We start from the raw sequence: 26,835 nt of genomic DNA, 5'->3' as shown, positions 1-26,835 counted from the left end.
GGGTTCCTGTCGGTATCTAGCGGGGGGCGATGTGCGCCACCAGCAACTGCACCGTTTCATTGCCACGAAACTCGTTGAGGTCCAGCTTGTACGCCAGCTCGACCCAGCGAATATTCGGGTTAGGCCAGATATCACGATCCACGCCAAACGCGATGGCATCCAGCTTGACCGTGCCGCACTCGCTCTTGAGCACCATTTTCAAATGCCGCTCGCCCACCACCCGCTGCTCCACCAACTGGAACACGCCATGGAACAACGGCTCGGGGAAGTGCTGGCCCCACGGGCCGGCATTGCGCAGGGCACGGGCCAGTTCCAGATGAAATTCCTCGACCGCCAGCGCGCCGTCAGACAGCAAGCGACCGGTCAAATCGTCTTCATTGAGCTGACGCCGAACTTCGGTGTCAAACGCCTCGGCAAACGCCGGGAAGTTGGCCTCAGGCAACGACAGGCCCGCCGCCATGGCGTGGCCACCGAATTTACTGATCAGTTCGGGATGTCGCGCCGCCACCGCATCCAGCGCATCACGGATATGAAAACCCGGCACCGAACGCGCCGAACCCTTGAGCACACCGTCGCCTGCGCTGGCAAACGCAATCGTTGGCCGGTGATAGCGCTCTTTGAGGCGCGAAGCGAGGATGCCGATCACGCCCTGATGCCAGTCCGGTTCGAACAGGCACAGACCGAACGGCATGGATTCCAGCGGCAGATCCTTGAGCTGGGCCAACGCTTCGCGCTGCATGCCTTGTTCGATGGATTTACGGTCCTGATTCAACTCATCCAGCTGCACGGCCATTTCCCGCGCCAGGGTTTCGTCCTCGCAGAGCAGGCATTCAATGCCCAGGCTCATGTCGTCCAGACGCCCTGCTGCGTTGAGGCGCGGACCGATAATAAAACCCAGGTCAGTGGAGGTAATGCGCGACGCTTCACGTCGGGCAACTTCAAGAATGGCCTTGAGGCCCGGACGCGCGCGCCCTGCCCGGATGCGCATCAGCCCTTGATGCACCAGGATGCGGTTATTGGCGTCCAGCGGCACCACGTCAGCCACGCTGCCCAACGCCACCAGGTCCAGCAGCTCGCCCAGATTGGGTTGCGTGCGTTGATTGGCTTCGAACCAGCCGGTGTCCCGCAGCCGCGCACGCAGCGCCATCAACACATAGAAAATCACGCCGACACCGGCCAACGCCTTGCTCGGGAACGTACAGCCAGGCTGGTTGGGATTGACGATGGCATCCGCCGCTGGAAGCTCGTGGCCCGGCAAGTGGTGATCGGTAACCAACACCCGCAGGCCCGCCGCCTTGGCCGCAGCCACGCCTTCAACGCTGGAAATCCCGTTGTCTACGGTCATCAGCAATTGCGGCTTGCGTTCCAGAGCGACGGCGACGATTTCCGGCGTCAGGCCGTAGCCGTACTCAAAGCGATTAGGGACCAGATAATCCACATGGGCCGCGCCCAGCACTCGCAAACCGAGCACGCCGACGGTACTGGCGGTGGCGCCGTCCGCGTCGAAGTCACCCACGATCAGGATACGCTGGCGCTCGTTGAGCGCCGTCACCAGCAGGTCCACCGCCGCATCAATGCCCTTGAGCTGTTCATAAGGGATCAGCCGCGCCAGGCTCTTGTCCAGTTCAGCTTCAGACAATACCCCCCGTGACGCGTACAACCGGGTGAGTAATGGCGGTAAATCGCCAAGAAAAGGCAGGGTTTCCGGCAACAGACGAGGTTCGATGCGCATGCAGTTTTCGCTGGTTCTCTGAGGTGAACGATTGTAAAGCGTGGGGCCAGACGATCAGCCGCGTTCGCCCGTGAGCCATTGCAACTGGACTTCATGCTGGCCACGGTCATCGGTCACGAAGATCGTGCCTTCGCTGATCATGACGTCCCACTTGATGACCCGAGGCATGTCCTTGGCCAGGACTTCCAGGATCTCTTGCGGTACCGAGGCGATGTTGACGTTCTTCAGGTTCTTGACCGCCGGGATGACTTTGCCTTCCCATACACGCAAACTGCCGTAGGCCAGCAGACTGGTGCGCTCGGTGCGGCGCGAACACCAGGTCAGACGATCAGCATCAGGCTGACCGACTTCAATCCAGTGCAGGACACGGTCATCCAGGCTCTTTTCCCAAAGCGCCGGCTCGTCGACTTCCGACAAACCACGACCGAAGGACAACTGCTCGTTGTACCAGAACGCATAGGCCAGCAGACGCACCGTCATGCGTTCTTCGGTTTCGGAAGGATGACGGGCTATGGTTTGCTTAACACTCTCGTACACCCCACGATCCAGGTCGGTGAGGTTAAGTTCGAATTTGTAGGTCGTGGACGGCTGGGCCATGAACGGGCTTCTAGATGCGGAGAAAGGCGCCAAGTCTACCCGATGCAGCCCCTTTGAACGACCAAAGCTGGCCGATCAGCAGGCGACGGCGCTACAGCGCGCCAGGTCGTCAATCTGTCACCCAAGGTTCGCACAATGGTTCAAAAGGTACTCTTTGGTCTCAAGGCTTTGATATTCAATCAAAAAAAACGATATTCTCGTCGCCAGCCAGGCATTGTTGCTGGATATGTCTGTTTCAGCCGCTGATGACGTCAGTTGTCTTTTCGACGTCCTTTACTCAGCCATTAACAGGGAAGACATTCGCGAATGCCTTATCGCACCTCGCCGTCCGCCTGGTCCTGCCGGGCTTCGCTACTGGCCTTGTTAACGCTCTGCGTCCTCCCGTCCATTGGCCAGGGGAAGGAAACATTGATCTGGCTGTTGCGCGATATACCGCCCCTGACGATTTTTTCCGGGCCGCAACAGGGTCAGGGCGCAATCGACAGGCTGATGCCGTTGCTCATTGCCCGAATGCCTGAATACGACCATCTGCTGATGCGCGTCAATCGCGCCCGAGGCATGCAGATGCTGATGGATGACACGTCCTTTACCTGTGATCCGATGCTGCTGTGGACGGCCGAGCGAGCGAAAAATGTCATTTTTTCGATTCCCGTCTATGCCGTGCGCGGAAATGGCCTGGTGGTGCGTCGCGACAGCATGGACACCTTCAAGCCCTTCATGTCCGGCAATCAGATCGATCTTTCGGCATTGCTCAAGAGCGACACCATAAAACTGGGCGTGGTTGCCGGACGCAGCTATGGTCCGGTCATCGACAGGATTGTGCAGGACACTCCCGAGCAGGAACTCAGCCTGCACTACGGCAACGACGCCATCGGCAGCCTGTTGCAAATGGAACGTCTCGACCGTTTGCAAGCGTTGATCAGTTACTGGCCCGAGGCGCTGTATCAGGCTCACCAACAAGGTCTCGCTCCGGAGGAGCTCGAGTTTCTGCCCGTCAAGGACACGCCCAAATATCAATTTACGCATATCGGATGTTCGGACTCGCCGCGAGGACGGCAGGCCATGGCAATCATCAATCGGGAGATGCGGGCGCTGCGCAGGACTCCTCTGATTGATCTCTTCGCGAAATGGCTGCCTAGCGGGCAACGTGAAGAATATCTTCAGGACGCCAAGGCGTTCTTCGAGGATGATCAGCGATAAAAGGCTGGCAGACAGCACGCGTTTGCAGGGGCTGAAAAAAAGAAACCCCGAGCAGCGGGGAGACTACTCGGGGTAAACCGTGGTTCATCAGAACCAGTACGGCAGGCATCAATCACCGGAGCACAATGATTGAACCTGCCGTAATTAATCAGAGCATACGGCCAACATAAGGTTCCCGGGCCGTTAAACAAAAGCAGGGGAAGAGATAAACGGACGACTCAGCGCTGCATGGCGCATTGCGGCAATGACCGAAGGCTCGATTCGCCCTTCGGCCACCATCAAGTCACGACGCAGGCCATCGACTACATCCCGCAACTGACGCTTGTCGCAGAGTTCGCCGGCACCGAACACCCGTTCGGTCACCACCACTCCGGCTGCATCCTTGAGCGAGACCAAGCGCTCACCATGAGGTCCGGCCGGACCAAGGTTCGCTTGGTAAGGGGCCAGAGCCTGGCTTAGCAGTAAGCTGATATTTTCCATCTAGATCACCACTCAACAGTTTGAATGCAAAGGTGCTTATCAATGACCCTCGCGGTCATCAGAAAGTTCTTATTGCAAGACCGGGTGTTGTGACAACCCGGGTTATCGAGGATGCCAGCTGGATGTGACAGCGAAAAAACACGCGCCCGTCAATACACCCAGGCTCTCGCACTGACCATCACCCCCAGCTCGTTAACCACCAGACGCGCGCTGTAGCCGCGCTTTGTAGGAAAACTCAACAACAATCACGCCTTTTTCCCACACCCATCCTTCTTTGCAAACAGCACCCTCCGGGCGAGCACGGGTATGTAATCCAGACGAGGACCGCGCAGCCTCCGCCTTTACGGAGCATGCGTTCAATACGCACCATCGAATGGGACCCACATTTTGAGCGCTTTCGCCAAGAAACCCCTTAGCGTCATCCTGGCCGACGACCATCCCGTCTTCCTGATCGGTTTGCGGGTGGTCCTGGAACAGGACAACGGCATCGAGATCATCGCCCAGGCCAGTTCGCCGGACGAGTTGCTGGCCGTTCTGAAACAGCATCAGAGTGATGTGTTGGTCACAGACTTCATGATGCCCGGCAAACCTCACAACGATGGCCTGCGCTTGCTCCAGAGGGTGCGCCAGGACTTTCCTGGTCTGCCCATTATCGTGGTCACCATGCTCAACAACGCCGGCCTGTTTCGAGCAATTCTCGAGCTGAAGGTGCAAGGGTTGCTCAGCAAGGCCGGCGTTGCCAGCGAGCTGCCAGCCGCCATCGCCAGCGTGCGGCGCAGGCACGTCTATATAGCTGACTCGGTGCGCAGGATCATGCTCGAAGCCGCCGCACATGACCTCTCAAGAAAGGTGAGGCCGCTATCCCCACGGGAACTGGAAGTCCTGAGGCTTCTCGCGACAGGCATGACCGTCAGCGAAATCGCCACGCAACTGAGTCGCAGCAAACAGACCGTGAGCGCGCAGAAAATCAACGCGATGCGCAAACTGGGTTTGAATAACGAGGCCGCGCTGTTCATTTATTTGCAGGAGAACGGGCTAGGCTAAGGCGTGTTGGTCGACCGCCCTGGTTGGGCCTGTCGGCGCTCATGGGCAGCAATCCAGGGCAGCACATGGTTCGCCAGCAACGGACGGGCAATGAAATAACCCTGTAAGGATGCATTGCCCAGCTCCATCACCGAATAATAATCGTCAAGGGTCTCCACCCCCTCGACCACCACGTCCAGTGACATGCGCCGGGCGATCAACATGGCTCCGGCAACCACGGCGCTTTTGCGCGAGTCTTGTGCCATGCCGCGTATGAATTCCGCCGGGATCTTGAGTTCGCTGAAAGGCAGTTGCAACAGACGCTGAATGTTCGAAGCCCCCGTACCAAAATCATCGATAGACAACGTGCAGCCATGCACACGCAATCGCAGCAAGCCTTCCAACTGCCAGGTTTCAGGCTCGGGCGCCGCCTGTTCGACGATTTCCAGAGTCAGAATCCGCGCGGGTAATTCCAGACGCGCCAGCCTGGCGAGTACCTGTTCGGCAAAGTCGGGTTGTTCGAGCAGCTGCGGCGCAATATTGACCGCGACAGGTAGCGCCTCACCCCGCTCACGCAGCGCATCCACCGACAGACTCAGCGCCAGCTCAAGCACTCGCCAGGTCAACGGTGCTATCAACCCGACACCTTCCAGGGCAGGCATGAAGCGGTTGGGCGTCAGCAGCCCGTATTCCGGGTGCTGCCAGCGCACCAATGCCTCTACGCCAAGGACCTCACCCAGCAGGCTGACCTTGGGTTGAAAACAGGCCACCCACTGCGTGGCCAACGCCGACACGTCGATGGGCCCGGGCCGGGCGTGCGGGCACAGCTCATTGAAACTCAGCACCGAGCAGGGTGTAGAAAAGGGATCGTCGGGGAGCTCGTGCTGCGTTTCGTAGCTGTCCAGCAGCTTGCCGAGGGCAGCCGCTGACGCTGGCTTTTGCAGACAGCCCAACACCGTGATGCCCTGCTGGCGCGCCAGTTGCGCGACGCTTTCCTGAATACTGTGCGCGGCGCTGCTGAGGATAATCACCGCCCGCGCCTGACCGCTGAGCGCCAGGTGACGGATCAGTTCCAGACCATCAGGCCCTTCCATCAGCAGATCACAGATAGCGACATCCACCCCGCCGCGCTTGTCCAGAGACTGTCGCGCCTGAGCGACGCCGGGGGCGGCCAGCACATCGAAGATCTGATTGGCGTTGAGCATCTGGTGCAACGCCATCAGTTGGAAAGGGTTGTCTTCAAGTATCAGCACTGTAAGTGAGCGCACAATCTTCTTCCTGCTTCCTGCTTCAGGCCGGCTGGCCGGATACCTGTACTTTAACCATCCGCCTGTTCGGCCCCTATAGGACAAGTCTTAAAACGGAGGCGGGTCCAGTTCGGCGAAAATCCCGGCTTTCAACCTGACCATCGACCGTTGAAGGATCGGCCAGTCGTCAACAAAGGCCGCGTCGGACTCAACGCGCAGACTGGCATCAAAGGCCGCGCACGCCTTGGCCATTTCGACAGCATCAACAAGGCACGCAGCGCCCTTCAGTCGGTGCGTGGCAGCGATCAACATGTCCCGGTCACGTTCTTCTACCGCGCGCTGCATGGCTGCGTGTTCTTGCGCCAGATTTCTCCAGAGTTCGGCAAGCATGCGCTGCATCTGTTCTTCATTGGCCTGAGTCAGGCGGCGCAGGGCATCCATGTCGAAGGTCGAGGGCGGCGCAAGCCTGTCCAGAACCTGGGCCAGCCCTTCAAGCGAAACGGGTTTGACGATGACCGAATCCATTCCCGCCGCGATGCAGCGCTTGTCCTCCCCCACAAGGGCATTGGCGGTACAACCAATGATCGGGCAACGGCGGCGCTGCGCCTTGTCCTCCAGCGACCGAATCGCCTCAGCCAGTTGATAGCCCGTCATGCCGGGCATGTTGCAGTCCGTTATGACCCCATCAAACGCTTGCTCGCCCCAGAGCCTCAGCGCTGACGCAGCGTCGTCGACCGCCACGACCTGATGACCGAGAAGCTCAAGTTGTTGAGTCAGCACCAGACGATTGGCCGACAGGTCATCGACCACCAGCAGACGCAAGCTGCGTTCTGCGGGCGGGCGGATACCGGTCGAGCCCGATGCGTCCGCTGCCTCGCTGCTCCGCAAGGCCGGCACCTCGGCGATGACCTCAGTACCTCCACCCGCCCCCGCCGCCGAATCGCTGCGCAACCGGATTGTTCCGCCCATCAACTCAACCAGTTGCTTGCAGATGCTCAGCCCCAGCCCCGTTCCGCCATGAGTGCCGGCAGTGTTTGCACTGGCCTGGACAAACGGCTGAAACAGCGCCGCTTGTTGTTCGGGGCTGATGCCCACGCCCGAGTCCTTGACGCTGATCCGAATCTGCGTCGACTCGGCATCAACGGCCGTCGCATCAATGCTCAGAACCACGGTCCCGTGATCCGTGAACTTCAACGCATTGACAAGCAGGTTCTGCACAATCTGCCGCAGGCGCAGCGGGTCCAGTTGATAGATGCCGTCAGCCCGATCAGCGAAATCCAGTCGCAGGTTCAATCCTTTTTCGCTGGCCTGGCTCTCGAAGAGCTGCATGACGCCTTCCATGAATGACCGCAAAGGCACGCCGGTCAGGTTCAATTGCAGGCTGCCGGCCTCGATCTTTGCCAGATCAAGACTCTCGCCAATCAGTTCCACCAGCTCCTTCGCCGATCGATAGGCGACTTCAATGCCCTGGGAGGGCTCCTGTCCAGCACGAATCGCTGTCTCGCGTTCCAGTTCCAGCATGCCGATGATTGCGCCCATGGGCGTGCGAATCTCATGACTCATGCTGGCCAAAAACGCACTCTTGGCTTCGCTGGCCCGGTCAGCCTCCTGCCGGGCTTCCTGCAACTGGCATTCCAGCTGCTTGCGATCGGTAATGTCGATCCACCCACCCAATAGCCCCTGGAGCTGCCCGTCCGCCCGAAAAAACGGCACGGTCCATTGCCGGGCATCAATCTGCTTGCCAAAGAGCTGCAGGCTGCGGTCAACGAAAACCGGTTCGCGGGTTTCCAGCAGTTTCAGGTAATCGGCATGCAGTTGTGCCGCACTTTCCCTGGGGATCACGTCAACATCGATCAGGCGCCGACCGTTCATCTGCTCAAAGCTGATGCCGAAGCTTTCTTCATAGCTGCGGTTGCAGGAGACCAGCCGGCCCATCATGTCCCGGACGTAAATCGGGTGAGGGATGCCGTTAAGCAGCGCGTGCTTGAACGCCAGTTGATCGTTGAGCGCCTCTTCCGCCTTTTGGCGTTGATTGATCTGAATCTTGAGACGGCCGTTCCAGATCAGCGACACCATGCCAATCACCAGCGCAAGGACCAGAACCCAGTAAACCCAGCCGGGAACACGATTCCAGATTGACGGTTGGGGGACCATCGCACCGAGCCATTTCAAGCGAATGGCGCGCATTTCGGGCACCGGAAACTCTTCAAGGGCCTTGTTCAGAATGCTCAGCAATTCAGGTTGGGTCTTGATCACCGAAAAGCGGTCCGGCGACCAACGGCCATCCACGCTGCGTCCTACCTTGAGCTCGTCAGGCAGGTGCAGATAAGCGCCCGCTTCATTCTGAATGGTGGCGTCGGCCTGCCCACTGATCACCCACTGGCGCGCCTCTTCGTAGTTCGATGCCGGGCGCACCTTGATGCCGGGGTACTCGCGGCGCACCACTTCCTCAAGCGCATGCCGCGCAGGCAATGCGAGCGTACGACCGACCAGATCCTGCAGGGACGCGGGCGGTTCGCCGTCTGCCCGCACGACAAATACCCAGTTGTTCCCACCGAAGGCATAGGTAAAGTCGAGGATTTTTCTGCGCTCGTTATTCTCCGCGAGGGTGGTATTCATATCGGCTTGAGCGCTTTGGAGCAGCTTCAAGGTCGCCTGGGTTGAAGACACTTCCTTATGCTCGAACTGCAGGCCGGTCAGCCGCGAGAGTCTTGCCAGAATGTCGACATTCAAACCGACCCATTGGCCGTTAGCGTCTTTGTAGATATAGGGTGGATGCTGACTGGTGGCCACCGTGACACTGGGGTGTTTGCGAATCCAGTTTCTTTCGGCACTGCTCAGGGTTATCCGCTGACTGTTGATATCGGACCCTATGCCCAGTGTCCATCGGCCAAGAATTTCACGGCTCAGACCGGGGCCGAGGCTGAGCAGCGCCTTGTCGATCATCGCCAGCAGCCGCGTCTGCGTGTCACGAACGGCAAAGGCAAACCCAACGGGAGGAAGCGCGCTCTCGGACTTGATCTGAAAGTTCATGTACGGGTGCAACGCGATGTAGGAGCGCACGATCACTTCGTTGCCAATGAACGCGTCAGCCTCACCGTGGCTCAACGCTTCCAGGGCACTGAACAGATTCGGGGCCAGAATGACCTCGCTGTCGGGATACACCGTGTGCACCACGTGGTCGTCTGCATAGCCATCGAGCAATACGATTTTGCGTCCGGCCAGATCGGCGGGCAGCTCCGTGTCGGAACCGCGTCCGATGACCAGCGAGCGGTCGGGCATGTAATCACTCGAAAAAGCCAGTCCGCTTAGACCGCGCTCATAGCCGTTGGCGCTGGTCAGGATGTCAATCGTGCCATTGCGCAGCGCCGTCACGGCCTCATCCCGTTTTGCAAAACCCACGACTTCGATCGGTGTTTCGAGCTTGCTGCCGATCAGGCTCAGGTAATCCGCGCTGATCCCCTGGTAACGGTTGTGGTCACTGGTGATGTCGATGGGTTCATAGTCGGCAATGGAAATACCGACACGCAATTTTTTGTGCTGCGTCAGCCACTGGCGATCCTGAGCATCAAGCGGCAGAGGCTCAAGCGCCACAAAGGGAGCGACCAGATTGAACGGCAGGCTCTGAGCGGCGTAGACCCAATGGCTCAATAGCAGCGATACCAGCAACAAGGGCAGCGCATACCCGATCCGCCTGTTCGGTGCTCTTCCATGTGCTCTGAAAGCACTTCCAACGTTTGTTTCTTTCACTAAACCTGACTCATCCGCAAGATTTTCAACCCCTGAAGTTTGGCATGCGGAAATGAGAAGGCCCGCCGGGTGGCGGGCCTAAAGTTGTTACACAACGATACCGTTACAACGGTTTACCGCGATTGCCATGCTGGCTGACGAAGGCCTGTATGGCTTTGAGGTCATTGGGCAGTACGGTGCAGCGTTCGTCGCGCTCGAATAAATCAGACAAATGTGTAGGTAGCTCAAGCGCTTTTCCTACACCGGCTTTCTCCACTGCCTCGGGAAACTTGACCGGATGAGCCGTGCCAAGGATCACCATCGGCGTGTCCAGGCTGCGACGACAGGCACGCGCTGCCTTGACGCCGATGGCGGTATGCGGGTCCAGCAACTCACCGGTTTGCGCAAAGACTTCGGCGATGGTTTCGCAGGTCTGCTCGTCGCTCACGGCCAACGAATCGAAAAGCTTGCGGGTCTCGGTCCAGCGCTCTTCTTCGACGCTGAAGCCGCCGCCCTGCTTGAACGTATTCATCAGGCCGGCGATGGCGGCGCCGTTGCGACCGTGCATGTCGAACAGCAGACGCTCGAAGTTCGACGACACCATGATGTCCATTGAAGGCGACAGCGTGGCGTGCAGGGTTTCCTTGACGTACTGGTTGCCGCTCATGAAGCGGTGCAGGATGTCGTTGCGGTTGGTGGCGACGATCAGTTGATTGATCGGCAGCCCCATGTTGCGGGCCAGATAACCGGCGAAGATGTCGCCGAAGTTACCGGTCGGCACCGAGAACGACACGGAACGCGCCGGGCCACCCAGTTGCAGCGCCGCATGGAAGTAGTAGACGATCTGGGCCATGATCCGCGCCCAGTTGATCGAGTTGACGGCTACCAGACGAGTGCCCTTGAGAAAAGCCTGATCAGCGAAGCTGTTCTTGACCATTTCCTGGCAGTCGTCGAAGTTGCCTTCGACAGCGATGTTATGGATGTTGTCGCCGAAGATCGTGGTCATCTGCCGACGCTGAACGTCCGAAACCCGATTGTTGGGGTGCAGAATGAAGATGTCGACGTTGTCGCAACGACGGCAGCCTTCGATGGCCGCAGAACCGGTATCGCCGGAGGTCGCGCCCAGGATCACGACACGCTCGCCGCGCTTGGCCAGCACGTAATCCAGCAGACGACCCAGCAGTTGCAGGGCAAAGTCCTTGAATGCCAGGGTCGGGCCGTGAAACAGCTCCAACACCCACTCATTGCCGTTCAGCTGGCGCAGGGGCGCCACGGCACTGTGGGCAAATACGCCGTAGGTTTCTTCGAGAATCTTCTTGAAATCGGCATCCGGAATGCTGCCGGTCACGAATGGGCGCATCACCCGGAAGGCCAGCTCGTGATAAGGCAGGCCGGCCCAGGAAGCGATTTCTTCCTGAGTGAAGCGCGGCAGGTTTTCCGGCACATAGAGGCCGCCATCGCTGGCCAGACCAGTGAGCAGCACGTCTTCGAAATTCAGGGCGGGCGCTTGGCCGCGGGTACTGATGTAACGCATGGAATCAAACCTTCGGTTTGAGCTGAAAGCCTCAGGCTTCAAGCCGCAAGTCTGAAGCATTGTGCTTCTGACTTGCAGCGTGCGGCCGACGGCTTGCAACTGATGTTAATTGAGATGTTCGACTCGGATCCGGACAACCGGCCCTACCACATCCTGCAACGCTTCCAGCGCATGGATTGCGTCATTCATGCGCTGTTCAACCACGCGATGGGTCAACAGAATCATCGGCACCAGGCCGTCATGCTCTTCGACTTCCTTCTGCATGATCGATTCGATGTTAATGCCGCGCTCCGACAGAATGCTCGCCACCTGGGCCAGCACGCCCGGATGATCCTTGGCCTGGATGCGCAAGTAGTACGCGCTTTCGCAGGCTTCGATGGGCAGGATCGGATGGGCGGACAGCGAGTCCGGCTGGAACGCCAGGTGCGGCACGCGGTTCTCTGGATCGGAAGTCATGGCGCGCACGACGTCCACCAGGTCAGCGATGACCGACGAAGCGGTAGGCTCCATGCCCGCACCCGCGCCATAGAACAGGGTCGAACCGGCCGCATCGCCGTTCACCATCACGGCGTTCATCACACCGTTGACGTTAGCGATCAGGCGGTCAGCCGGAATCAGCGTCGGATGAACGCGCAACTCGATGCCCGCTTCGGTACTGCGCGCTACACCCAGGTGCTTGATGCGATAACCCAGCGCTTCGGCATAATTCACGTCAGCGGTGGTCAGCCGGGTAATGCCTTCGGTGTAGGCCTTGTCGAACTGCAAAGGGATGCCGAACGCAATGGAAGCCAGAATCGTCAGCTTGTGCGCGGCATCGATGCCCTCGACGTCGAAGGTCGGATCGGCTTCGGCATAACCCAGGGCCTGAGCTTCGGCCAGCACGTCCGGGAACGTACGACCTTTCTCACGCATTTCAGTGAGGATAAAGTTGCCCGTACCGTTGATGATCCCGGCCACCCAGTTGATACGGTTCGCCGACAGACCTTCACGGATCGCCTTGATCACCGGAATACCGCCCGCCACCGCAGCTTCGAATGCGACGATGACGCCCTTCTCGCGCGCCTTGGCGAAAATCTCGTTACCGTGCACGGCAATCAGCGCCTTGTTGGCAGTGACAACGTGCTTGCCGTTTTCAATGGCTTTGAGGACCAGATCGCGGGCAATGGTGTAGCCGCCGATCAGTTCTATGACGATATCGATTTCAGGGTTGGTCGCCACCTCGAAAACATCCGGGGTGGTCGGGGTACCGGTGATCTGGCAGTTGGGGTTCGGCGTACGCATGGCAATGTGTGCCACTTCGATTCCACGCCCGGCGCGACGGGCAATTTCCTCGGCGTTACGTTGAAGTACGTTGAAGGTACCGCCACCGACAGTACCTAGCCCACAGATGCCTACTTTGACCGGTTTCACTATGAACTCCCCGTAAAACGGCCAACTCGAGACTGGCCGTGGAAAACAGTCGCACGTTGCCATGCAACTCTCTATTTAAGGGGGCAACATCGACATCCGCCGCCCCAAGGCCGTCAAGGAAACCTTGATGACGCAGATTATTCGGCGCTGAGCGCCAGTTTGGCCACTTGCGCCGCAGGCTGGTAACCCGGGATCAGTTGACCGTCAGCCAGGACGATGGCCGGTGTGCCGTTGACACCGATCGACTGGCCCATTTCGAATTGCTTGGTCACAGGGTTGGCGCATTTGGGCGCCTTGATGTCTTTGCCATCCACCATGCGGTCCATGGCGCCCTTGCGGTCCTTGGAGCACCAGACCGCCTGCAGTTGCTCGTCACCGGCAGAACCCAGGCCCTGGCGCGGGAAAGCCACGTAACGCACTTCGATGCCCATTTTGTTCAACTGCGGCACTTCAGCGTGCAGTTTGTGGCAATAGGGGCATGTGGTGTCGGTGAACACGGTGATGTGGGATTTGGTTTCGCCAATCGCCGGGTAAACCACCATTTCAGCGGTCGGGATGCCGTTGATGGTTTTGGCGATGGCCAGACGCTCGGTTTTTTCCGTCAGGTTGACGGGTTTGCCGTCCTGAATCTGAAACAGGTAACCCTGCATGACGAACTGCCCGTCAGCGCTGGCATACAGCACGCGGCCACCCTTGAGCTTGACCTCGTAGAGACCGTTCATGGGGCTGGTGGCGATGCTTTCCACCGGCAACTCCAGGTTGAGCGAATCCAGGGTCTTGCGAATGGCTTGTTCGGCGGGAGCATCAGCCTGAGCGAACAGACTGAAGGTACTGGCCAGCGCAATGACTGCGGCGGCGAAAAGGGGGGACACGCGCATGAAAACTCCTCGGGCGGTGGGCAAATGGGAGACTTGAAAAATGCAGACGTCAGCGTCCATTTGCGAAACCGCCAAAGCCTATCACATAAGCCCTCTAACACCGACCCGGACTGACACCCTGCATCGGGCATTTTTCGGATATTTAATGCCTTCAGCCCCGCGGGTGATGTTTGGCGTGCATGTCCTGCAGGCGGGCACGGGCAACATGGGTGTAAATCTGCGTGGTGGACAGGTCACTGTGGCCCAACAGCATTTGTACGACCCGCAAGTCTGCACCGTGGTTGAGCAAATGCGTGGCGAACGCATGACGCAGCGTATGGGGCGACAGTGATTTGCCGATGCCTGCAACAGCGGCCTGGTGCTTGATCCGGTGCCAGAACGTTTGACGGGTCATCTGCTCGCCCCGCAAGCTGGGGAACAACACATCGCTGGGCCGCCCGGCCAGCAGCTCATCACGCGCCCCCCGCATGTAACGCTCGATCCAGACGATAGCCTCTTCACCCATGGGCACCAGCCGCTCCTTGCTGCCCTTGCCCATGACTCGCAACACGCCCTGGCGCAGGTTGACCTGCTCCAGCGTGAGGCTGATCAATTCGGTGACGCGAAGCCCGCATGCGTACAGGACTTCGAGCATGGCCCGGTCTCGCTGGCCAATGGCTTCGCTCAGATCAGGGGCCGCCAGCAAGGCTTCGACATCGGCTTCCGACAGCGATTTGGGTAGAGGCCTGCCCAACTGCGGCATATCGACCTGCAGCGTCGGGTCAATGAAAATCAGCTTCTCGCGCAGCAGATAACGGTAAAAACCCCGCGCCCCCGACAGAAAGCGCGCCGTCGAGCGTGGCTTGTAGGCCTGGTCTACACGCCAGGACAGATGATCGAGGATCGCGTCACGCCCGACACTGATCAGGTCCACGCCTCGCTCCTCAAGCCAGCCGTTGAACAGAGCCAGATCGCTGCGATAGGCGTCGCGGGTATTGTCCGAAAGGCCTTTCTCCAGCCACAGGGCATCGAGGAAACGGTCGATCAGCGGATGGTCGATGGCGGACATAGTAATGGGTACTTAGGCTGTTTCGCGAAACCGCTGGTTAAAGACGGACAATAAAGTTGCGGACACAAAAAAGCAGCCCGAAGGCTGCTTTTTTTGCATCGGATGACTGACTTAAGCCAGTTTTTCCTTGATGCGCGCTGCTTTACCGGACAGGTCACGCAGGTAGTACAGTTTGGCTTTGCGAACGTCACCGCGACGTTTCACAGCCAGGCTGTCGATTTGCGGGCTGTAAGTCTGGAAAGTACGCTCAACGCCAACACCGTTGGAGATTTTACGAACAGTGAAAGCACTGTTCACGCCACGGTTACGCTTGGCAATTACTACGCCCTCGAACGCCTGCAGACGCGCACGGTCGCCTTCCTTCACTTTCACCTGAACGACAACAGTGTCGCCCGGGGCAAAGGTAGGGATCTCTTTGGTCATCTGCTCTGCTTCGAGTGCAAGAATGATTTTGTTAGTCATGCTGTGCTCCTAAGGTGATCCATCTGGATCGACCATCGATACGTTAACTATCGTCCCGCTCGCGGATGTATTCCGCCAGCAGCTTCTTCTCTTCTCCAGAAAGCGAGCGGCTTTCCAGAAGATCGGCGCGTCGTTCGTAGGTCCGCCCAAGGGACTGCTGTAAACGCCAACGCCGGATATGTGCGTGATTGCCACTTAGCAACACGTCGGGAACACGCTGATCCACATACACCTCCGGTCGGGTGTAATGCGGGCAATCCAGCAGACCATCCGTGAAGGAATCTTCCTCCGCAGAGTCCGCATGCCCTAAAGCTCCAGGCAGCAGTCGTGTAACCGCGTCGATCAGCACCATCGCTGGCAGCTCGCCACCAGACAGTACATAGTCACCAATCGACCACTCTTCATCGACATGAGCTTCAATAAAACGCTCGTCAATGCCTTCATAACGACCGGCGATGAGGATAATCGCTTCCTCCCGTGCCAGTTCGCGAACAGCAGACTGATTCAGTTGGCGGCCTTGTGGCGACAGGTAAATTACCTTCGCCGCTTCCCCTGCCGCTTGCCTGGCGTGAACCAGAGCATCTTCAAGGGGCTTGATCTTCATCACCATGCCGGGACCGCCGCCAAACGGGCGATCATCCACAGTGTGATGCCGATCCGTGGTGTAGTCCCGCGGATTCCAACAAGTGAGCTGCAACAGCCCTTTTTTCACCGCACGGCTGGTTATGCCGTAGTCGCTGATGGCGGAAAACATCTCGGGGAACAGACTGATCACTTCTATACGCAGGCTAGCCATGGCGTCTAGAAGTCCGCATCCCAATCCACCTTCATCTCGCCGGCATTCAGGTCGATTGCCAACACGCATTGCTCTGTATAGGGCAACAGGCGTTCGCGATCATCCAGGCTGCCTGCGCAGGGCTTGACCACCATTACATCATTCGAGCCGGTTTCAAGAAGGTGGTCGATTTTCCCGAACAATTGCCCAAGAGTATCGATAACCTTCAAACCTTCCAGCTGGTACCAGTAGTACTCGCCGTCGGTCAGATCAGGGAACAGGCTGCGCGGCACGCAGATTTCGTAACCGGAGAGAAGACGGGCTTCTTCACGATCATCGAGACCTTTGAGCTTTGCGACCAGGAACTTGTTTTGCAAGCGTCCGCTGACCAGCTCTACCTGTTTAACGCTGCCTTCGCGCCGAAGCGTCCAGGTTTTGTAATCCAACAGGTTTCCAATCGGATCAGTAAAGGAAAAGACCTTCACTTCGCCGCGAACGCCATGAACCGAGTAGATCTTGCCAATGACGATCAAATCGTCGGCAGTCGTTGGCGCCGCGTTCATATTGCTCAGGCCGCGACCTTGGTCTTGGCTTGTTCTTTCAACAGCGAAGCAACGCGCTCGGATGTTTGTGCACCCACGCTCAGCCAGTAGGCCAGACGCTCTTCGTTCACGGACAAACGAACTTCCTGACCACGGGCAACCGGGTTGAAGAAGCCAATCTGCTCTTTGTGTGAACCATCGCGCGCATTGCGGCTATCGGTCACGGTGAGGTGGTAAAACGGGCGCTTTTTGGAGCCGCCAAGGGCAAGACGGATGGTTAGCATTGAACATCGTTCCTGTAGTCGGTGCTGCAAATCTAAGATGCACAGCGGGCATAGGTGCCCGAAAGGCCGCATATTCTAAGGAATATCCGGACTTTTGCAAATGTCTTTTTCCGGCGCCTATCGGCATGCCATCAAGATTTGCTATGGAGCCGCCAGTTTTGACGGCCGGTGTACACCCGCAAAGCGGGTGTTTTGCTGAGGGTCACCCCTCAGCGAGGTGGCGCGCAAACGAACTTGCGCGCGACGTAATCACATCTTTGGCATGCCGCCGCCGGGCAACATTCCGCCCATGCCGCGCATCATTTTGGCCATTCCGCCTTTTGCGGAGAACTTCTTCATCATCTTCTGCATCTGCTTGTGCTGCTTTATCAGACGCCCGATGTCCTGAACCTGCGTACCCGACCCCATGGCGATGCGACGCTTGCGCGAGCCGCTGATCAGTTCCGGATCGCGACGTTCGGCCGGGGTCATCGAGTTGATGATGGCTTCCATCTGCTTGAACTGTTTTTCTGCCGCGCCCTGGGCATTGCCCATTTGCGCAAGGTTTACCCCGCCGATGCTCGGCAGTTTGTCCATGAGGCCACCCAGGCCACCCATGTTCTTCATTTGTTGCAGCTGATCGCGGAAGTCTTCGAGATCAAAGCCCTTGCCTTTTTTCAGCTTCTTGGCCAGCTTGTCGGCCTTGTCCTTGTCGAGGGTCTGTTCGGCCTGCTCGATGAGGCTGAGCACATCACCCATGCCCAGGATTCGCGAAGCAATGCGATCAGGGTGGAACGGCTCGAGCGCGTCGCTCTTCTCGCCCATGCCGATGAACTTGATCGGCTTGCCGGTGATTGCCCGAACCGATAGCGCAGCGCCACCACGAGCATCACCGTCGACCTTGGTCAGGATCACGCCAGTCAACGGCAACGCATCGCCGAAAGCCTTGGCCGTGTTGGCAGCGTCCTGGCCGGTCATGGCATCGACCACGAACAGCGTTTCTGCCGGCTTGACCGCAGCGTGCAACGCCTGAATCTCGCCCATCATCTCGACATCGACGTGCAGACGACCGGCGGTGTCGACGATCACGACATCAATGAACTTCAGCTTGGCTTCCTTAATGGCCGCCTGAGCGATGTCCACCGGCTTCTGGCTGATGTCGGACGGGAAGAACGTCACGCCGATATCGTTGGCCAGGGTTTCCAGCTGCTTGATGGCTGCGGGACGATACACGTCCACCGAGACCACCATGACGGTTTTCTTCTTGCGTTCCTTGAGGAACCTGGCCAGTTTGCCTGCGGTGGTGGTTTTACCCGCCCCTTGCAAACCTGCCATCAGGATCACGGCGGGAGGCGTGACGGCAAGGCTGAGCTCTTCATTGGCCGCCCCCATCATGTCTTCCAGCTCGGCCTGGACAATTTTCACGAACGCCTGGCCCGGCGTCAGGCTGCGCGACACTTCGGTGCCGACAGCGCGTTCCTTGACCTTGTTGACGAAGTCTTTGACCACCGACAAGGCGACGTCGGCTTCGAGCAAAGCCATGCGCACTTCGCGCAGGGTGTCTTTGATGTTGTCCTCGGTCAGCTTGGCCTTGCCAGTTACGTGGCGCAGCGTCTGCGAGAGGCGGTCGGTAAGGTTTTCAAACATGCGCGATCCTTTCAGGCTCTCGTCGAACCCCGGTTGATGCGGCCCGGCCCGTATTGAAGAAAATGGCGCTCGGCGAGCCTGCGGCTTGAGCAGGTCGCGGATTATAGCGAAGACTCCGCCCCGAGTCTGCTTCTGTGGTCTTTCGTGAGTTGTGGGTTCTATGCGAAACTCAGCGCCTTTCAGGCCCGCCCGTCAGGATTTATGTTCCCTTTGCCACCCAGCCTGCTACCCAGCCTCGCCGCCGCCTGCCTTTATGCCGCTGCGACCATCTATCAGGGCCTTCGCCTGAGCCAGGGCACCAAGGCCGACAAACGGCTGCTTTGCCTGCTCGGCACCCTTGCGGTCATTGCGCATGCCATCGGGCTTTTTTCCCAGTTGGTGCGACCTATCGGGCTTGGCCTGGACTTTTTCAGCGCCGCCAGCCTGATTGCCGTCGCCGTGATCGCCCTGACGCTGGTCGCCACCCTGCGCATTCCGGTAGAAAACCTGCTGATGCTGCTGTTCCCGATGGGACTGACCACGGTACTGCTTGCGCAGTTCGCGCCGGTCGGCACCGTGCAGCCTATCGACGAAGAGCCGGGGATTCTCAGCCATATCCTGCTGTCGATCATGGCCTACGGCATGTTCACCATCGCGATGTTTCAGGCGCTGCTGCTGCTCGTTCAGGATTATCACCTCAAGCACAAGCACCCTTCCGGCCTGATCAAGAACTTCCCGCCACTTCAGACCATGGAAAGCCTGCTGTTCGGCTTCTTGTGGGCGGGCTGGTCGCTGTTATCGCTTTCGCTGATTTCCGGCTGGCTGTTCGTTGAAAACCTGTTTGCCCAACACCTGGTGCACAAGACGCTACTGGCGTGTCTGGCCTGGATCGTCTTCAGTGTTCTGCTGTGGGGCCGCAATCGTCTGGGCTGGCGTGGACACAAGGCAATTCGATGGACTCTGGGCGGCTTTTGCCTGCTGATGCTGGCGTATTTCGGCAGCAAGCTGGTACGTGAATTCATTCTGCATATCTGACGGCCACTGAATTAATGGATAACTTGCCCACTGGCCCACTGCTTGGTGTGTTGGCACTGCTGATCCTCTGGTCAGCCCTGTTTACCGCCATCGAGGCCGCCTGTCACCGCGTCAAGGCGTTGCGACTCGGCACGCGTCAGACCGATCCGGTCAAGCCCAGGCTCGGATTCGAACTGGACAGCCTGATCCTGACCAACACACTGGTCAAAACCCTGACCGTAGTGATCGCCACGCTGCTGTCCATGCACTTCTGGTATTACAACGGGCCGACTATTGCCTGGCTTGCCGTCACCGCCCTGTTACTGGTATTCGGCGAGTACATCCCCCGTCGATTGGCTGCACGGTATCCACTGGCGATTGTACAAATGGCCAACGGCATGCTGCGTATCCCGATGAAAATCATCTGGCCGCTGGCATGGTTATTCAGCTCCATCGTGACAGTGCTCCTGCTGCCCCTGGGCACCCGCAACAAGCCTACGCCTCAGCGCGAAGACGACTTCGACGCTTTGACGAGCCCCCATCAGGAAGGCGTTCACGAACACCATCCGGGCCGTTCGCCGGTGCTGTCCGGGATCCACGCGCTGGACAGCATCACCGTCAACGACATTCTGGTGCCGCGCAGCGATGTTGACGGGGTCAATCTGGATGACTCCATCGAACACATCATTGAACGCCTGATTATTTCCCGTCATACCCGCCTGCCGGTGTATCACAACGATATCAATCAGGTTCAGGGCGTCCTGAATACGCGCCAGATCAGCCACCTGCTGCCTAAAGCCGAGCTGACCAAGGAACAACTGCTGGCCGCCTGCTATGAGCCGTACTTCGTGCCGGAAAGCACCCCTTTGCAACTGCAACTGCTGAACTTTCATAAACAGCAGCGTCGCCTGGGCGTGGTGGTGGATGAATACGGCGAAGTGCTGGGCATCGTCAGCCTTGAAGACATCCTCGAAGAGATCGTTGGCGAGTTCGAGAACGAGCAGACCCTGGACAATCCACACATTCATCCTCAGGCCGATGGTCGCCTGGTGGTGGATGGCGCCGCGTCGATTCGCGACCTGAACCGGAGTCTGGGCTGGCATCTGCCGTCCGATGGCCCCAAGACGCTGAACGGTCTGGTGACCGAGGCGCTGGAAACCATCCCGGAAAGCTCGGTCTGCCTGAAAATAGGGCCGTATCGCCTGGAAATCCTGCAGACCGAAGACAATCGCGTGACCCGCGTGCTGATGTGGCAAAACTCCACAACCCGCGCCGTCAATTAATGCCCGGGCGCGTGCAGAACCTGCTTGTCCTGCACGCAAAGGCGTTTCTATAATCGAGCCGCTTATCCAGCCTCGCGGATCCGCGTGCTACCCGCACCCGGCGTGATCCGCCAGTCCTTCAGCCTGAAATGTTTCGCACTCCTCTGGTATTGCCTCCACCCCTTGGGCATTGCCACGCCTCTTGCCCACATCCGGGCTAACCTGATCAGCGCTGCACCCACAATAACGAATGTTTGCCGCCGCCTATCGCCGACCCAAGCGATGATCGACAGGCAAGATGACTGTCAGGGATATCCGCATGACTACTACTTCCGCCTTGCGCGAGCACCACGCTGCTCCGGCGCGTCCAGCCAACTCCGCGACACGGGTCGCCACGGCCAGCTTCATTGGTACGGCGATCGAGTTCTACGACTTCTACGTCTATGCGACTGCCGCCGCGCTGGTGATCGGGCCAGTGTTCTTTCCCCAGACCTCCGGCACCGCACAGATGCTGTCGGCGTTTCTGACGTTTGGTATCGCCTTCCTCGCACGTCCTTTGGGTTCAGCCCTGTTCGGCCATTTCGGCGACCGCATTGGTCGTAAATCGACGCTGGTCGCTTCGCTGCTGCTGATGGGTGTTTGCACCACGCTGATCGGTGTGTTGCCCAGCTACGCGACCATCGGGGCCTGGGCACCGATTCTTTTGTGCGTTTTGCGTTTCGGGCAAGGCCTGGGGCTAGGCGGTGAATGGGGCGGCGCGGCGTTGCTGGCCACGGAAAACGCCCCGCCGGGTAAACGCGCCTGGTTCGGCATGTTCCCCCAATTGGGCCCATCTATCGGCTTCCTCGCCGCCAACGGGCTGTTCCTGACCCTGGCAATGACCCTGGACGACGAACAATTTCGCTCCTGGGGATGGAGGATCCCCTTCCTGCTCAGCGCTGTACTGGTGATGGTGGGCCTGTATGTCCGGTTGAAGCTGGAAGAAACGCCCATTTTCGCTAACGCCATTGCTCGCCACGAACGCGTCAAGATGCCCATCGCAGAGCTGTTCAGCCAATACTGGGCACCGATGCTGTTGGGCGCAGCCTCCATGGTGGTCTGCTACGCGCTGTTCTATATTTCGACCGTGTTCTCCCTGAGTTACGGGGTTTCGACCCTGGGTTACAGCCGCGAAACATTCCTGGGCCTTCTGTGCTTCGCCGTGCTGTTCATGGCGGCAGCCACGCCACTGGCCGCCTGGGCAAGTGATCGCTTCGGGCGACGTCCGGTGCTTCTGATCGGCGGGTTTCTGGCGATTCTGTCCGGCTTCACTATGGAGCCCCTGCTGACTCACGGCACGACGTGGGCGGTGGCGCTGTTTCTGTGTATCGAGCTGTTCCTGATGGGCATCACCTTTGCGCCAATGGGTGCCATGCTGCCGGAACTGTTTCCCACGCGCGTGCGTTACACCGGCGCGTCAGCGGCCTACAACCTGGGAGGCATCGTCGGCGCCTCTGTCGCCCCCTTCTTTGCCCAGAAGCTGGTGGTGATGGGCGGTTTAAGCTGGGTGGGCGGGTATGTATCCGCTGCCGCATTGCTGAGCGTGATAGCAGTGTTGTGCCTGAAGGAAACACGGGAAGTAAATCTGGACAAAGTCGCCTGATCCATCCGGGTGATCGCCAGGACTGATGGCTTGCAGCAACCCTGCAAGTCATCTGGCGATTCACTACTGGAATCAGCAGCTACCCTTAGTCGTAACCCACAATAAGAGCCTTGCGACACGCTCGCACAAGACCTCACGACCTATCGAGGGCAGCCTCGCGACACGTCCACGGCTTTGCTTAGCCAGAGCGCTCAACATGATCAATACACTCGGCGTCATGCAGCCTTACTTCTTCCCTTATTTGGGTTATTTCCAACTGATCGCGGCGGTGGAACGGGGGGTGATTTTCGACACGGCGCAGTACGGCCGCAAAAGCTGGATGAACCGTAACCGAGTGCTTGATGGCAAAGGCGGTTGGCAATATATCAATGTGCCCGTCAGCAGCACCCTGGGCACTTCGATCAAGGCGACCACGGTGATAGATCACTCGATGGCGCTGCAACGCATCCTCGGTCAACTGGAGCATTATCGTGGCAAGGCGCCCCACTACCAGAAAACCCGCGAGCTGGTCAGAAGCGCGTTTGCCTTGCCCCAGGACACCAGCATCAGCGAATTGAATACCCGGTCACTGCGGGTGACCTGTGATTATCTGGGCCTGACGTTCGGCTGGACGCCCTTTTCTGCAATGGAACGGGAGCTGCAACTGCCCCCCATCCAACACCCCGGTCAGTGGGCGCTGGAGATCAGCAGCACGCTGGGTGCACGCCGGTACATCAATGCTCCCGGTGGACGGGATATATTCATCGCCAGCGAATGGCAGGAGCGCGGGATAGAACTGCGGTTTCTCGATCTGACGCCGTTTGTCTACAGCACCGGGCCCTATCCCTTCATCGAAAACCTTTCGATCCTGGATGTGCTGATGTGGAACCCGCCGGATGACGTTGCTGCGTATATTCGCGAGAACACCCGGCTGGCTTGCTGACCGCCGCAGTTGCAATCACACAACTGCGGCAAGCCCTGCACAGGCCTTAGAGCTGGACCTTGACCGCCCGCGAAGCGCGGGTCGCCTTGGCGCGGGCAGCCTCGATGGACTCATCCCGAGCCAGCGCCACACCCATGCGGCGCTGGCCGTCGACTTCAGGTTTGCCAAACAGACGCAGCGCTGTGTCAGGTTCGCTAAGCGCCTGGCCCAGGTTGGCAAACGCCGTCTGGGTGGATTTCCCCTCGACCAGAATCACCGCCGAAGCCGATGGCCCGAACTGGCGAATCAACGGAATCGGCAAGCCGAGAATGGCACGGGCATGCAGGGCAAATTGCGACAGGTCCTGAGAAATCAGCGTGACCAGACCCGTATCGTGCGGACGCGGCGAGACTTCGCTGAACCAGACCTGATCACCTTTGATGAACAGCTCGACACCAAACAACCCGCGACCGCCCAACGCCTCGGTCACGGCCTTGGCGACGCGCTCGGATTCAGCCAAAGCAACCGGGCTCATGGCTTGTGGCTGCCATGACTCCTGATAGTCACCTTTCTCCTGGCGATGACCGACCGGCGCGCAGAACGTGGTGCCACCTACATGGCGCACTGTCAGCAAGGTAATTTCGTAGTCGAAGTCGATAAAGCCTTCGATGATCACCCGACCTTTGCCGGCACGCCCGCCCTCCTGGGCGTAATCCCAGGCTTTCTGGACGTCATCGGCAGTCTTGAGCAGGCTCTGGCCTTTGCCCGAAGAGCTCATCACCGGCTTGACGACGCAGGGGAATCCCAGGTCCTCAACGGCCTTGCGATAGTCTTCAACGGTGTCGGCAAAGTGATAAGGCGAAGTAGGCAGATCCAGCTCTTCAGCGGCCAGACGACGAATACCTTCACGGTTCATGGTCAACTGCGCGGCGCGAGCCGTCGGGATCACGGTGAAACCTTCGGACTCAAGCTCCACCAGCGTCGCCGTGGCAATGGCCTCGATTTCCGGCACGATGAAGTGTGGTTTTTCGGCTTCGATCACGGCACGCAGGGCAGCGCCGTCGAGCATGTTGATCACGTGGCTACGGTGGGCGACCTGCATGGCCGGGGCATTGGCATAGCGGTCGACGGCGATCACTTCAACGCCAAGGCGTTGCAGCTCGATCACGACTTCCTTGCCCAGCTCGCCGCAACCGCAGAGCAATACGCGGGTCGCGGTAGGCGACAGTGGAGTTCCGATTTGAGTCATCTCAGGTCCTCGTGGAGCAGATGTCGAAGGCAGCCCGCCACATGCGAGCGACCGCTATCAATAAAGGCGCGCAATTTACCACGAAGGTCCTGTGAATTGGACCTCAACCCGCGCAAGCATGCTTGCGCGCGCGCCACGCCATGATCAGCCAGACAGCGGTCACACCGGCAAATTTGGAGACCAGCGCCGTCAGGATCACCGGCGTGGTCATGGCGTCAATCATGCCGAAGAAGATAAAGGTGTCCAGCGGGATACTGAGCGCCGAGCTGAGCCACAGACGATCATGCAAAGGGCGCTTGGTGAGGGTGAACACCAGCCAGTCAATGCATTCGGACACGGCGAACGCCGTGGCACTGGCCAGCGCGATGGTGGGGTCGGAGGTCACATAAGACAACACCAGCGCGGCGAGCATGGCGAGGATCGCGCCGTGGCCGAAACGGGTCTGCACCATGTCGCGCAGCACAAACACCAGGCCACCCCAGGCTGACCACACGATATCGAGATGCGGCGCAGTGGAGAACGCGAAGTTGATCAGCACGACACTGCCGATGTAGGTGATCAGGTAGATCATGGGTAAGGCTTATGTGACTGGAAAGTGAAGCCATGGTATCAGCCAGGGCAACCCTATAGGACGTGGCCGGAACTGGCAGAGGGTGATATCCACTGAACGGCCCCCCCAAAGTCTGGGCAGGTGTGCAATTTGGGGGGGTGCAGCTCAAACCGTGAGACCGGCTTCGGGTAGAGGCAAGCCGCTCCACAGAGGTTGCTCTGAAACGGCACTCAGGACATCTTCCAGATCAACCCGCTCGCCTCTGCCCGCTCATGGCACAACATCAGCACCGCACGGCGCTGATCATTGTCCAGGGCGTGCCAGTCCGTGATTTCCCTGACGGTGCGCTGGCAACCCATGCAGACATCATCGTTATCCAGCGCACAAATGCTCACACAAGGGGACGGAACGCGTCGCTCGGTCTGCATCATCAATCTTCCTGGGGCTGCAGATCCCGGGCGTAGCGCCGGGCGTTATAAACGTAATGCGCAGCGCTGGCTTCAAGCATCTTCTTCTGAGCCTCTGTCAGCTCCCGCACGATTTTACCCGGCGAACCCATGACCAACGAGCCATCAGGGATGACCTTGCCTTCGCCGATCAGGGAGTTGGCGCCGATGATGCAGTACTTACCGATCTTCGCGCCATTGAGGATCACCGAATTGATGCCGATCAGGCTGTAATCGTCAACGCTGCAGCCATGGAGCATGACGTTATGACCGATGGTCACGCCTTTGCCGAGGGTCAGCGGCGAGCCCATGTCGGTGTGCATGACCGTGCCGTCCTGCACGTTACTGTTCTCGCCGACATGAATCAGCTCGTTGTCGCCCCGCAGCACCGCGTTGAACCAGACGCTGGCTCCCGCCTCCAGCTTGACCTTGCCGATCAGCACAGCATTGGGTGCCACCCAGCTCTCTGGATCGGTTTCGACGCGGGAGTCACCCAGACGGTATTTCATGATTCGTTCCTCAAGGCTCTGCGGCCGATTGATCAAGCGCGGGTCACGGAATGTTCAGGGGGCTGGTGCAGGCTGATGTTGCTGTCGTACAGCACATTGATCAGTTCGACGATCATGATTGCCGTCAGCCCCCAGATCTTGAACTCGCCGTAACGGTAGCTTGGCACGTACCAACTGCGCCCCTGATAGTCGATACGGTGGGTGTGCTCCCGGACATCCTGGCGAAAAAACTCCAGCGGCACACTGAAAACCGCTGCTATCTCTGCGTCGTTGGGGCGATATTCAACGAAATCAGGGATCAGTCCTACATAGGGCGTGACCTTAATGCCGTGCTTGGAGACCAGCGGACTGAGCGGGCCTATGATTTCGACCAATCCCGGTGGCAGCCCGATTTCTTCTTCGGCCTCACGCAAGGCTGTGAACACCAGATCCACATCATCCGGGTCACGACGCCCGCCGGGGAAAGCCACTTCGCCACCATGGGTCGACAGCCCACTGGCGCGCAGGGTCAGGATCAACTCCGGTTCGTCACTGCGGGTAATGGGCAATAACACCGCCGCCTCGGGAAAACGTCGATCCGTCTCTAGAGTGCTCGGCGTATGACTGCTTACACGGCGAAGTAGCTCGTCCAGCATGGGAAATCTCGATCTGTTGCCTACCCGGCATCATGCACCAAAGCGGCTGACTGCCCAACCCCTTGTAAGACAAGCGATCTC

25 protein-coding genes are annotated in these 26,835 nt (G+C 58.9%); 6 read left to right on the top strand and 19 right to left on the bottom strand.

Features of this window, described 5'->3' with window-relative positions:
* Positions 1–16 precede the first annotated feature (16 nt).
* Together recJ and ACP7B0_RS10610 are read right to left on the bottom strand one after the other, a co-directional pair.
* Positions 17–1,732, bottom strand: coding sequence for a single-stranded-DNA-specific exonuclease RecJ (gene recJ, locus ACP7B0_RS10615; RefSeq protein ID WP_426141248.1), 1,716 nt, complete (start codon positions 1,730–1,732; stop codon positions 17–19).
* 54 nt (positions 1,733–1,786) lie between these two features.
* Entirely contained in the window at positions 1,787–2,329 is a 543-nt protein-coding gene (locus tag ACP7B0_RS10610) for a YaeQ family protein (RefSeq protein WP_426141247.1), read from the bottom strand.
* 354 nt (positions 2,330–2,683) lie between these two features.
* On the opposite strand from ACP7B0_RS10610, the gene ACP7B0_RS10605 reads away from it, so the two are divergent.
* Entirely contained in the window at positions 2,684–3,529 is an 846-nt protein-coding gene (locus ACP7B0_RS10605) for a TIGR02285 family protein (RefSeq protein WP_426141556.1), read from the top strand.
* Positions 3,530–3,712: 183 nt separating this feature from the next.
* Here ACP7B0_RS10605 and ACP7B0_RS10600 read toward each other — a convergent pair whose 3' ends face one another.
* The gene (locus ACP7B0_RS10600; protein WP_426141246.1) at positions 3,713–4,009 is read right to left on the bottom strand and encodes a DUF3509 domain-containing protein; all 297 of its coding nucleotides are present in this window, start codon (positions 4,007–4,009) and stop codon (positions 3,713–3,715) included.
* Between the two features lie 387 nt (positions 4,010–4,396).
* Between ACP7B0_RS10600 and ACP7B0_RS10595 the strand changes: the two genes are divergently transcribed.
* Complete coding sequence (locus ACP7B0_RS10595) at positions 4,397–5,053, top strand: response regulator (protein ID WP_426141245.1); 657 nt, start codon at positions 4,397–4,399, stop codon at positions 5,051–5,053.
* On the opposite strand, the gene ACP7B0_RS10590 is transcribed toward ACP7B0_RS10595, so the two are convergent.
* The 11 genes from ACP7B0_RS10590 to ffh all read right to left on the bottom strand — a co-directional run bounded on the left by ACP7B0_RS10590 (position 5,050) and on the right by ffh (position 18,567).
* Positions 5,050–6,300: an EAL domain-containing response regulator gene (locus ACP7B0_RS10590; protein ID WP_426141244.1), complete on the bottom strand. Its 1,251-nt coding sequence runs from the start codon at positions 6,298–6,300 to the stop codon at positions 5,050–5,052. The genes ACP7B0_RS10595 and ACP7B0_RS10590 overlap by 4 nt on opposite strands.
* An 87-nt stretch (positions 6,301–6,387) precedes the next feature.
* On the bottom strand, positions 6,388–9,957 hold the full coding sequence (locus tag ACP7B0_RS10585; protein WP_426141554.1) for an ATP-binding protein: 3,570 nt from the start codon (positions 9,955–9,957) through the stop codon (positions 6,388–6,390).
* Positions 9,958–10,132: 175 nt separating this feature from the next.
* Positions 10,133–11,542 carry a threonine synthase gene (gene thrC / locus ACP7B0_RS10580; protein ID WP_426141243.1) on the bottom strand — a complete coding sequence of 470 codons (1,410 nt, stop codon included), beginning with the start codon at positions 11,540–11,542 and terminating at the stop codon, positions 10,133–10,135.
* Positions 11,543–11,647: 105 nt separating this feature from the next.
* Positions 11,648–12,952: a homoserine dehydrogenase gene (locus ACP7B0_RS10575; protein ID WP_426141242.1), complete on the bottom strand. Its 1,305-nt coding sequence runs from the start codon at positions 12,950–12,952 to the stop codon at positions 11,648–11,650.
* Between the two features lie 137 nt (positions 12,953–13,089).
* Complete coding sequence (locus ACP7B0_RS10570) at positions 13,090–13,830, bottom strand: thioredoxin fold domain-containing protein (RefSeq protein ID WP_426141241.1); 741 nt, start codon at positions 13,828–13,830, stop codon at positions 13,090–13,092.
* 151 nt (positions 13,831–13,981) lie between these two features.
* Positions 13,982–14,878: a site-specific tyrosine recombinase XerD gene (gene xerD / locus ACP7B0_RS10565; RefSeq protein WP_426141240.1), complete on the bottom strand. Its 897-nt coding sequence runs from the start codon at positions 14,876–14,878 to the stop codon at positions 13,982–13,984.
* A gap of 111 nt (positions 14,879–14,989) precedes the next feature.
* Positions 14,990–15,340 carry a 50S ribosomal protein L19 gene (rplS, locus tag ACP7B0_RS10560; protein ID WP_020289544.1) on the bottom strand — a complete coding sequence of 117 codons (351 nt, stop codon included), beginning with the start codon at positions 15,338–15,340 and terminating at the stop codon, positions 14,990–14,992.
* 43 nt (positions 15,341–15,383) lie between these two features.
* Positions 15,384–16,136, bottom strand: a complete 753-nt coding sequence (gene trmD, locus ACP7B0_RS10555; protein WP_426141239.1) for a tRNA (guanosine(37)-N1)-methyltransferase TrmD — start codon at positions 16,134–16,136, stop codon at positions 15,384–15,386.
* Positions 16,137–16,141: 5 nt separating this feature from the next.
* Positions 16,142–16,678 (bottom strand): ribosome maturation factor RimM, encoded by a 537-nt coding sequence (gene rimM, locus ACP7B0_RS10550; RefSeq protein ID WP_426141238.1) that lies wholly within the window; start codon positions 16,676–16,678, stop codon positions 16,142–16,144.
* A gap of 5 nt (positions 16,679–16,683) precedes the next feature.
* The gene (gene rpsP, locus ACP7B0_RS10545; protein ID WP_426141237.1) at positions 16,684–16,941 is read right to left on the bottom strand and encodes a 30S ribosomal protein S16; all 258 of its coding nucleotides are present in this window, start codon (positions 16,939–16,941) and stop codon (positions 16,684–16,686) included.
* A 249-nt stretch (positions 16,942–17,190) separates the two neighbouring features.
* Entirely contained in the window at positions 17,191–18,567 is a 1,377-nt protein-coding gene (gene ffh / locus ACP7B0_RS10540) for a signal recognition particle protein (RefSeq protein WP_426141236.1), read from the bottom strand.
* 201 nt (positions 18,568–18,768) lie between these two features.
* Here ffh and ACP7B0_RS10535 point away from each other — a divergent pair, with 201 nt between their 5' ends.
* From ACP7B0_RS10535 to ACP7B0_RS10520, 4 genes are all read left to right on the top strand, one after another.
* On the top strand, positions 18,769–19,581 hold the full coding sequence (locus ACP7B0_RS10535; protein ID WP_426141235.1) for a cytochrome C assembly family protein: 813 nt from the start codon (positions 18,769–18,771) through the stop codon (positions 19,579–19,581).
* 14 nt (positions 19,582–19,595) lie between these two features.
* A complete protein-coding gene (locus ACP7B0_RS10530; RefSeq protein WP_426141233.1) occupies positions 19,596–20,843 on the top strand; it encodes an HlyC/CorC family transporter in 1,248 nt (415 codons plus the stop codon).
* A 298-nt stretch (positions 20,844–21,141) separates the two neighbouring features.
* The gene (locus ACP7B0_RS10525; RefSeq protein WP_426141231.1) at positions 21,142–22,464 is read left to right on the top strand and encodes an MFS transporter; all 1,323 of its coding nucleotides are present in this window, start codon (positions 21,142–21,144) and stop codon (positions 22,462–22,464) included.
* Between the two features lie 196 nt (positions 22,465–22,660).
* Positions 22,661–23,386 carry a WbqC family protein gene (locus tag ACP7B0_RS10520; protein ID WP_426141230.1) on the top strand — a complete coding sequence of 242 codons (726 nt, stop codon included), beginning with the start codon at positions 22,661–22,663 and terminating at the stop codon, positions 23,384–23,386.
* A gap of 46 nt (positions 23,387–23,432) precedes the next feature.
* On the opposite strand, the gene purT is transcribed toward ACP7B0_RS10520, so the two are convergent.
* The 5 genes from purT to ACP7B0_RS10495 all read right to left on the bottom strand — a co-directional run bounded on the left by purT (position 23,433) and on the right by ACP7B0_RS10495 (position 26,754).
* Positions 23,433–24,614, bottom strand: coding sequence for a formate-dependent phosphoribosylglycinamide formyltransferase (gene purT / locus ACP7B0_RS10515; protein WP_426141229.1), 1,182 nt, complete (start codon positions 24,612–24,614; stop codon positions 23,433–23,435).
* Positions 24,615–24,717: 103 nt separating this feature from the next.
* Positions 24,718–25,185, bottom strand: coding sequence for a preQ0 transporter (locus ACP7B0_RS10510; RefSeq protein ID WP_426141227.1), 468 nt, complete (start codon positions 25,183–25,185; stop codon positions 24,718–24,720).
* A 209-nt stretch (positions 25,186–25,394) separates the two neighbouring features.
* Positions 25,395–25,595, bottom strand: a complete 201-nt coding sequence (locus ACP7B0_RS10505; protein ID WP_426141226.1) for a DUF1289 domain-containing protein — start codon at positions 25,593–25,595, stop codon at positions 25,395–25,397.
* Positions 25,595–26,119, bottom strand: a complete 525-nt coding sequence (locus ACP7B0_RS10500) for a gamma carbonic anhydrase family protein (protein WP_426141225.1) — start codon at positions 26,117–26,119, stop codon at positions 25,595–25,597. The genes ACP7B0_RS10505 and ACP7B0_RS10500 overlap by 1 nt, the downstream gene beginning before the upstream one ends.
* A gap of 32 nt (positions 26,120–26,151) precedes the next feature.
* The gene (locus ACP7B0_RS10495) at positions 26,152–26,754 is read right to left on the bottom strand and encodes a CoA pyrophosphatase (RefSeq protein WP_426141224.1); all 603 of its coding nucleotides are present in this window, start codon (positions 26,752–26,754) and stop codon (positions 26,152–26,154) included.
* Between the last annotated feature and the right edge of the window lie 81 nt (positions 26,755–26,835).

It is taken from the genome of Pseudomonas sp. DWP3-1-2 (assembly GCF_049896285.1).
Taxonomy (GTDB): domain Bacteria; phylum Pseudomonadota; class Gammaproteobacteria; order Pseudomonadales; family Pseudomonadaceae; genus Aquipseudomonas.
The sequence above is the reverse complement of the archived record's forward strand: the minus strand, read 5'-3'. Positions and strand labels throughout refer to the sequence as shown.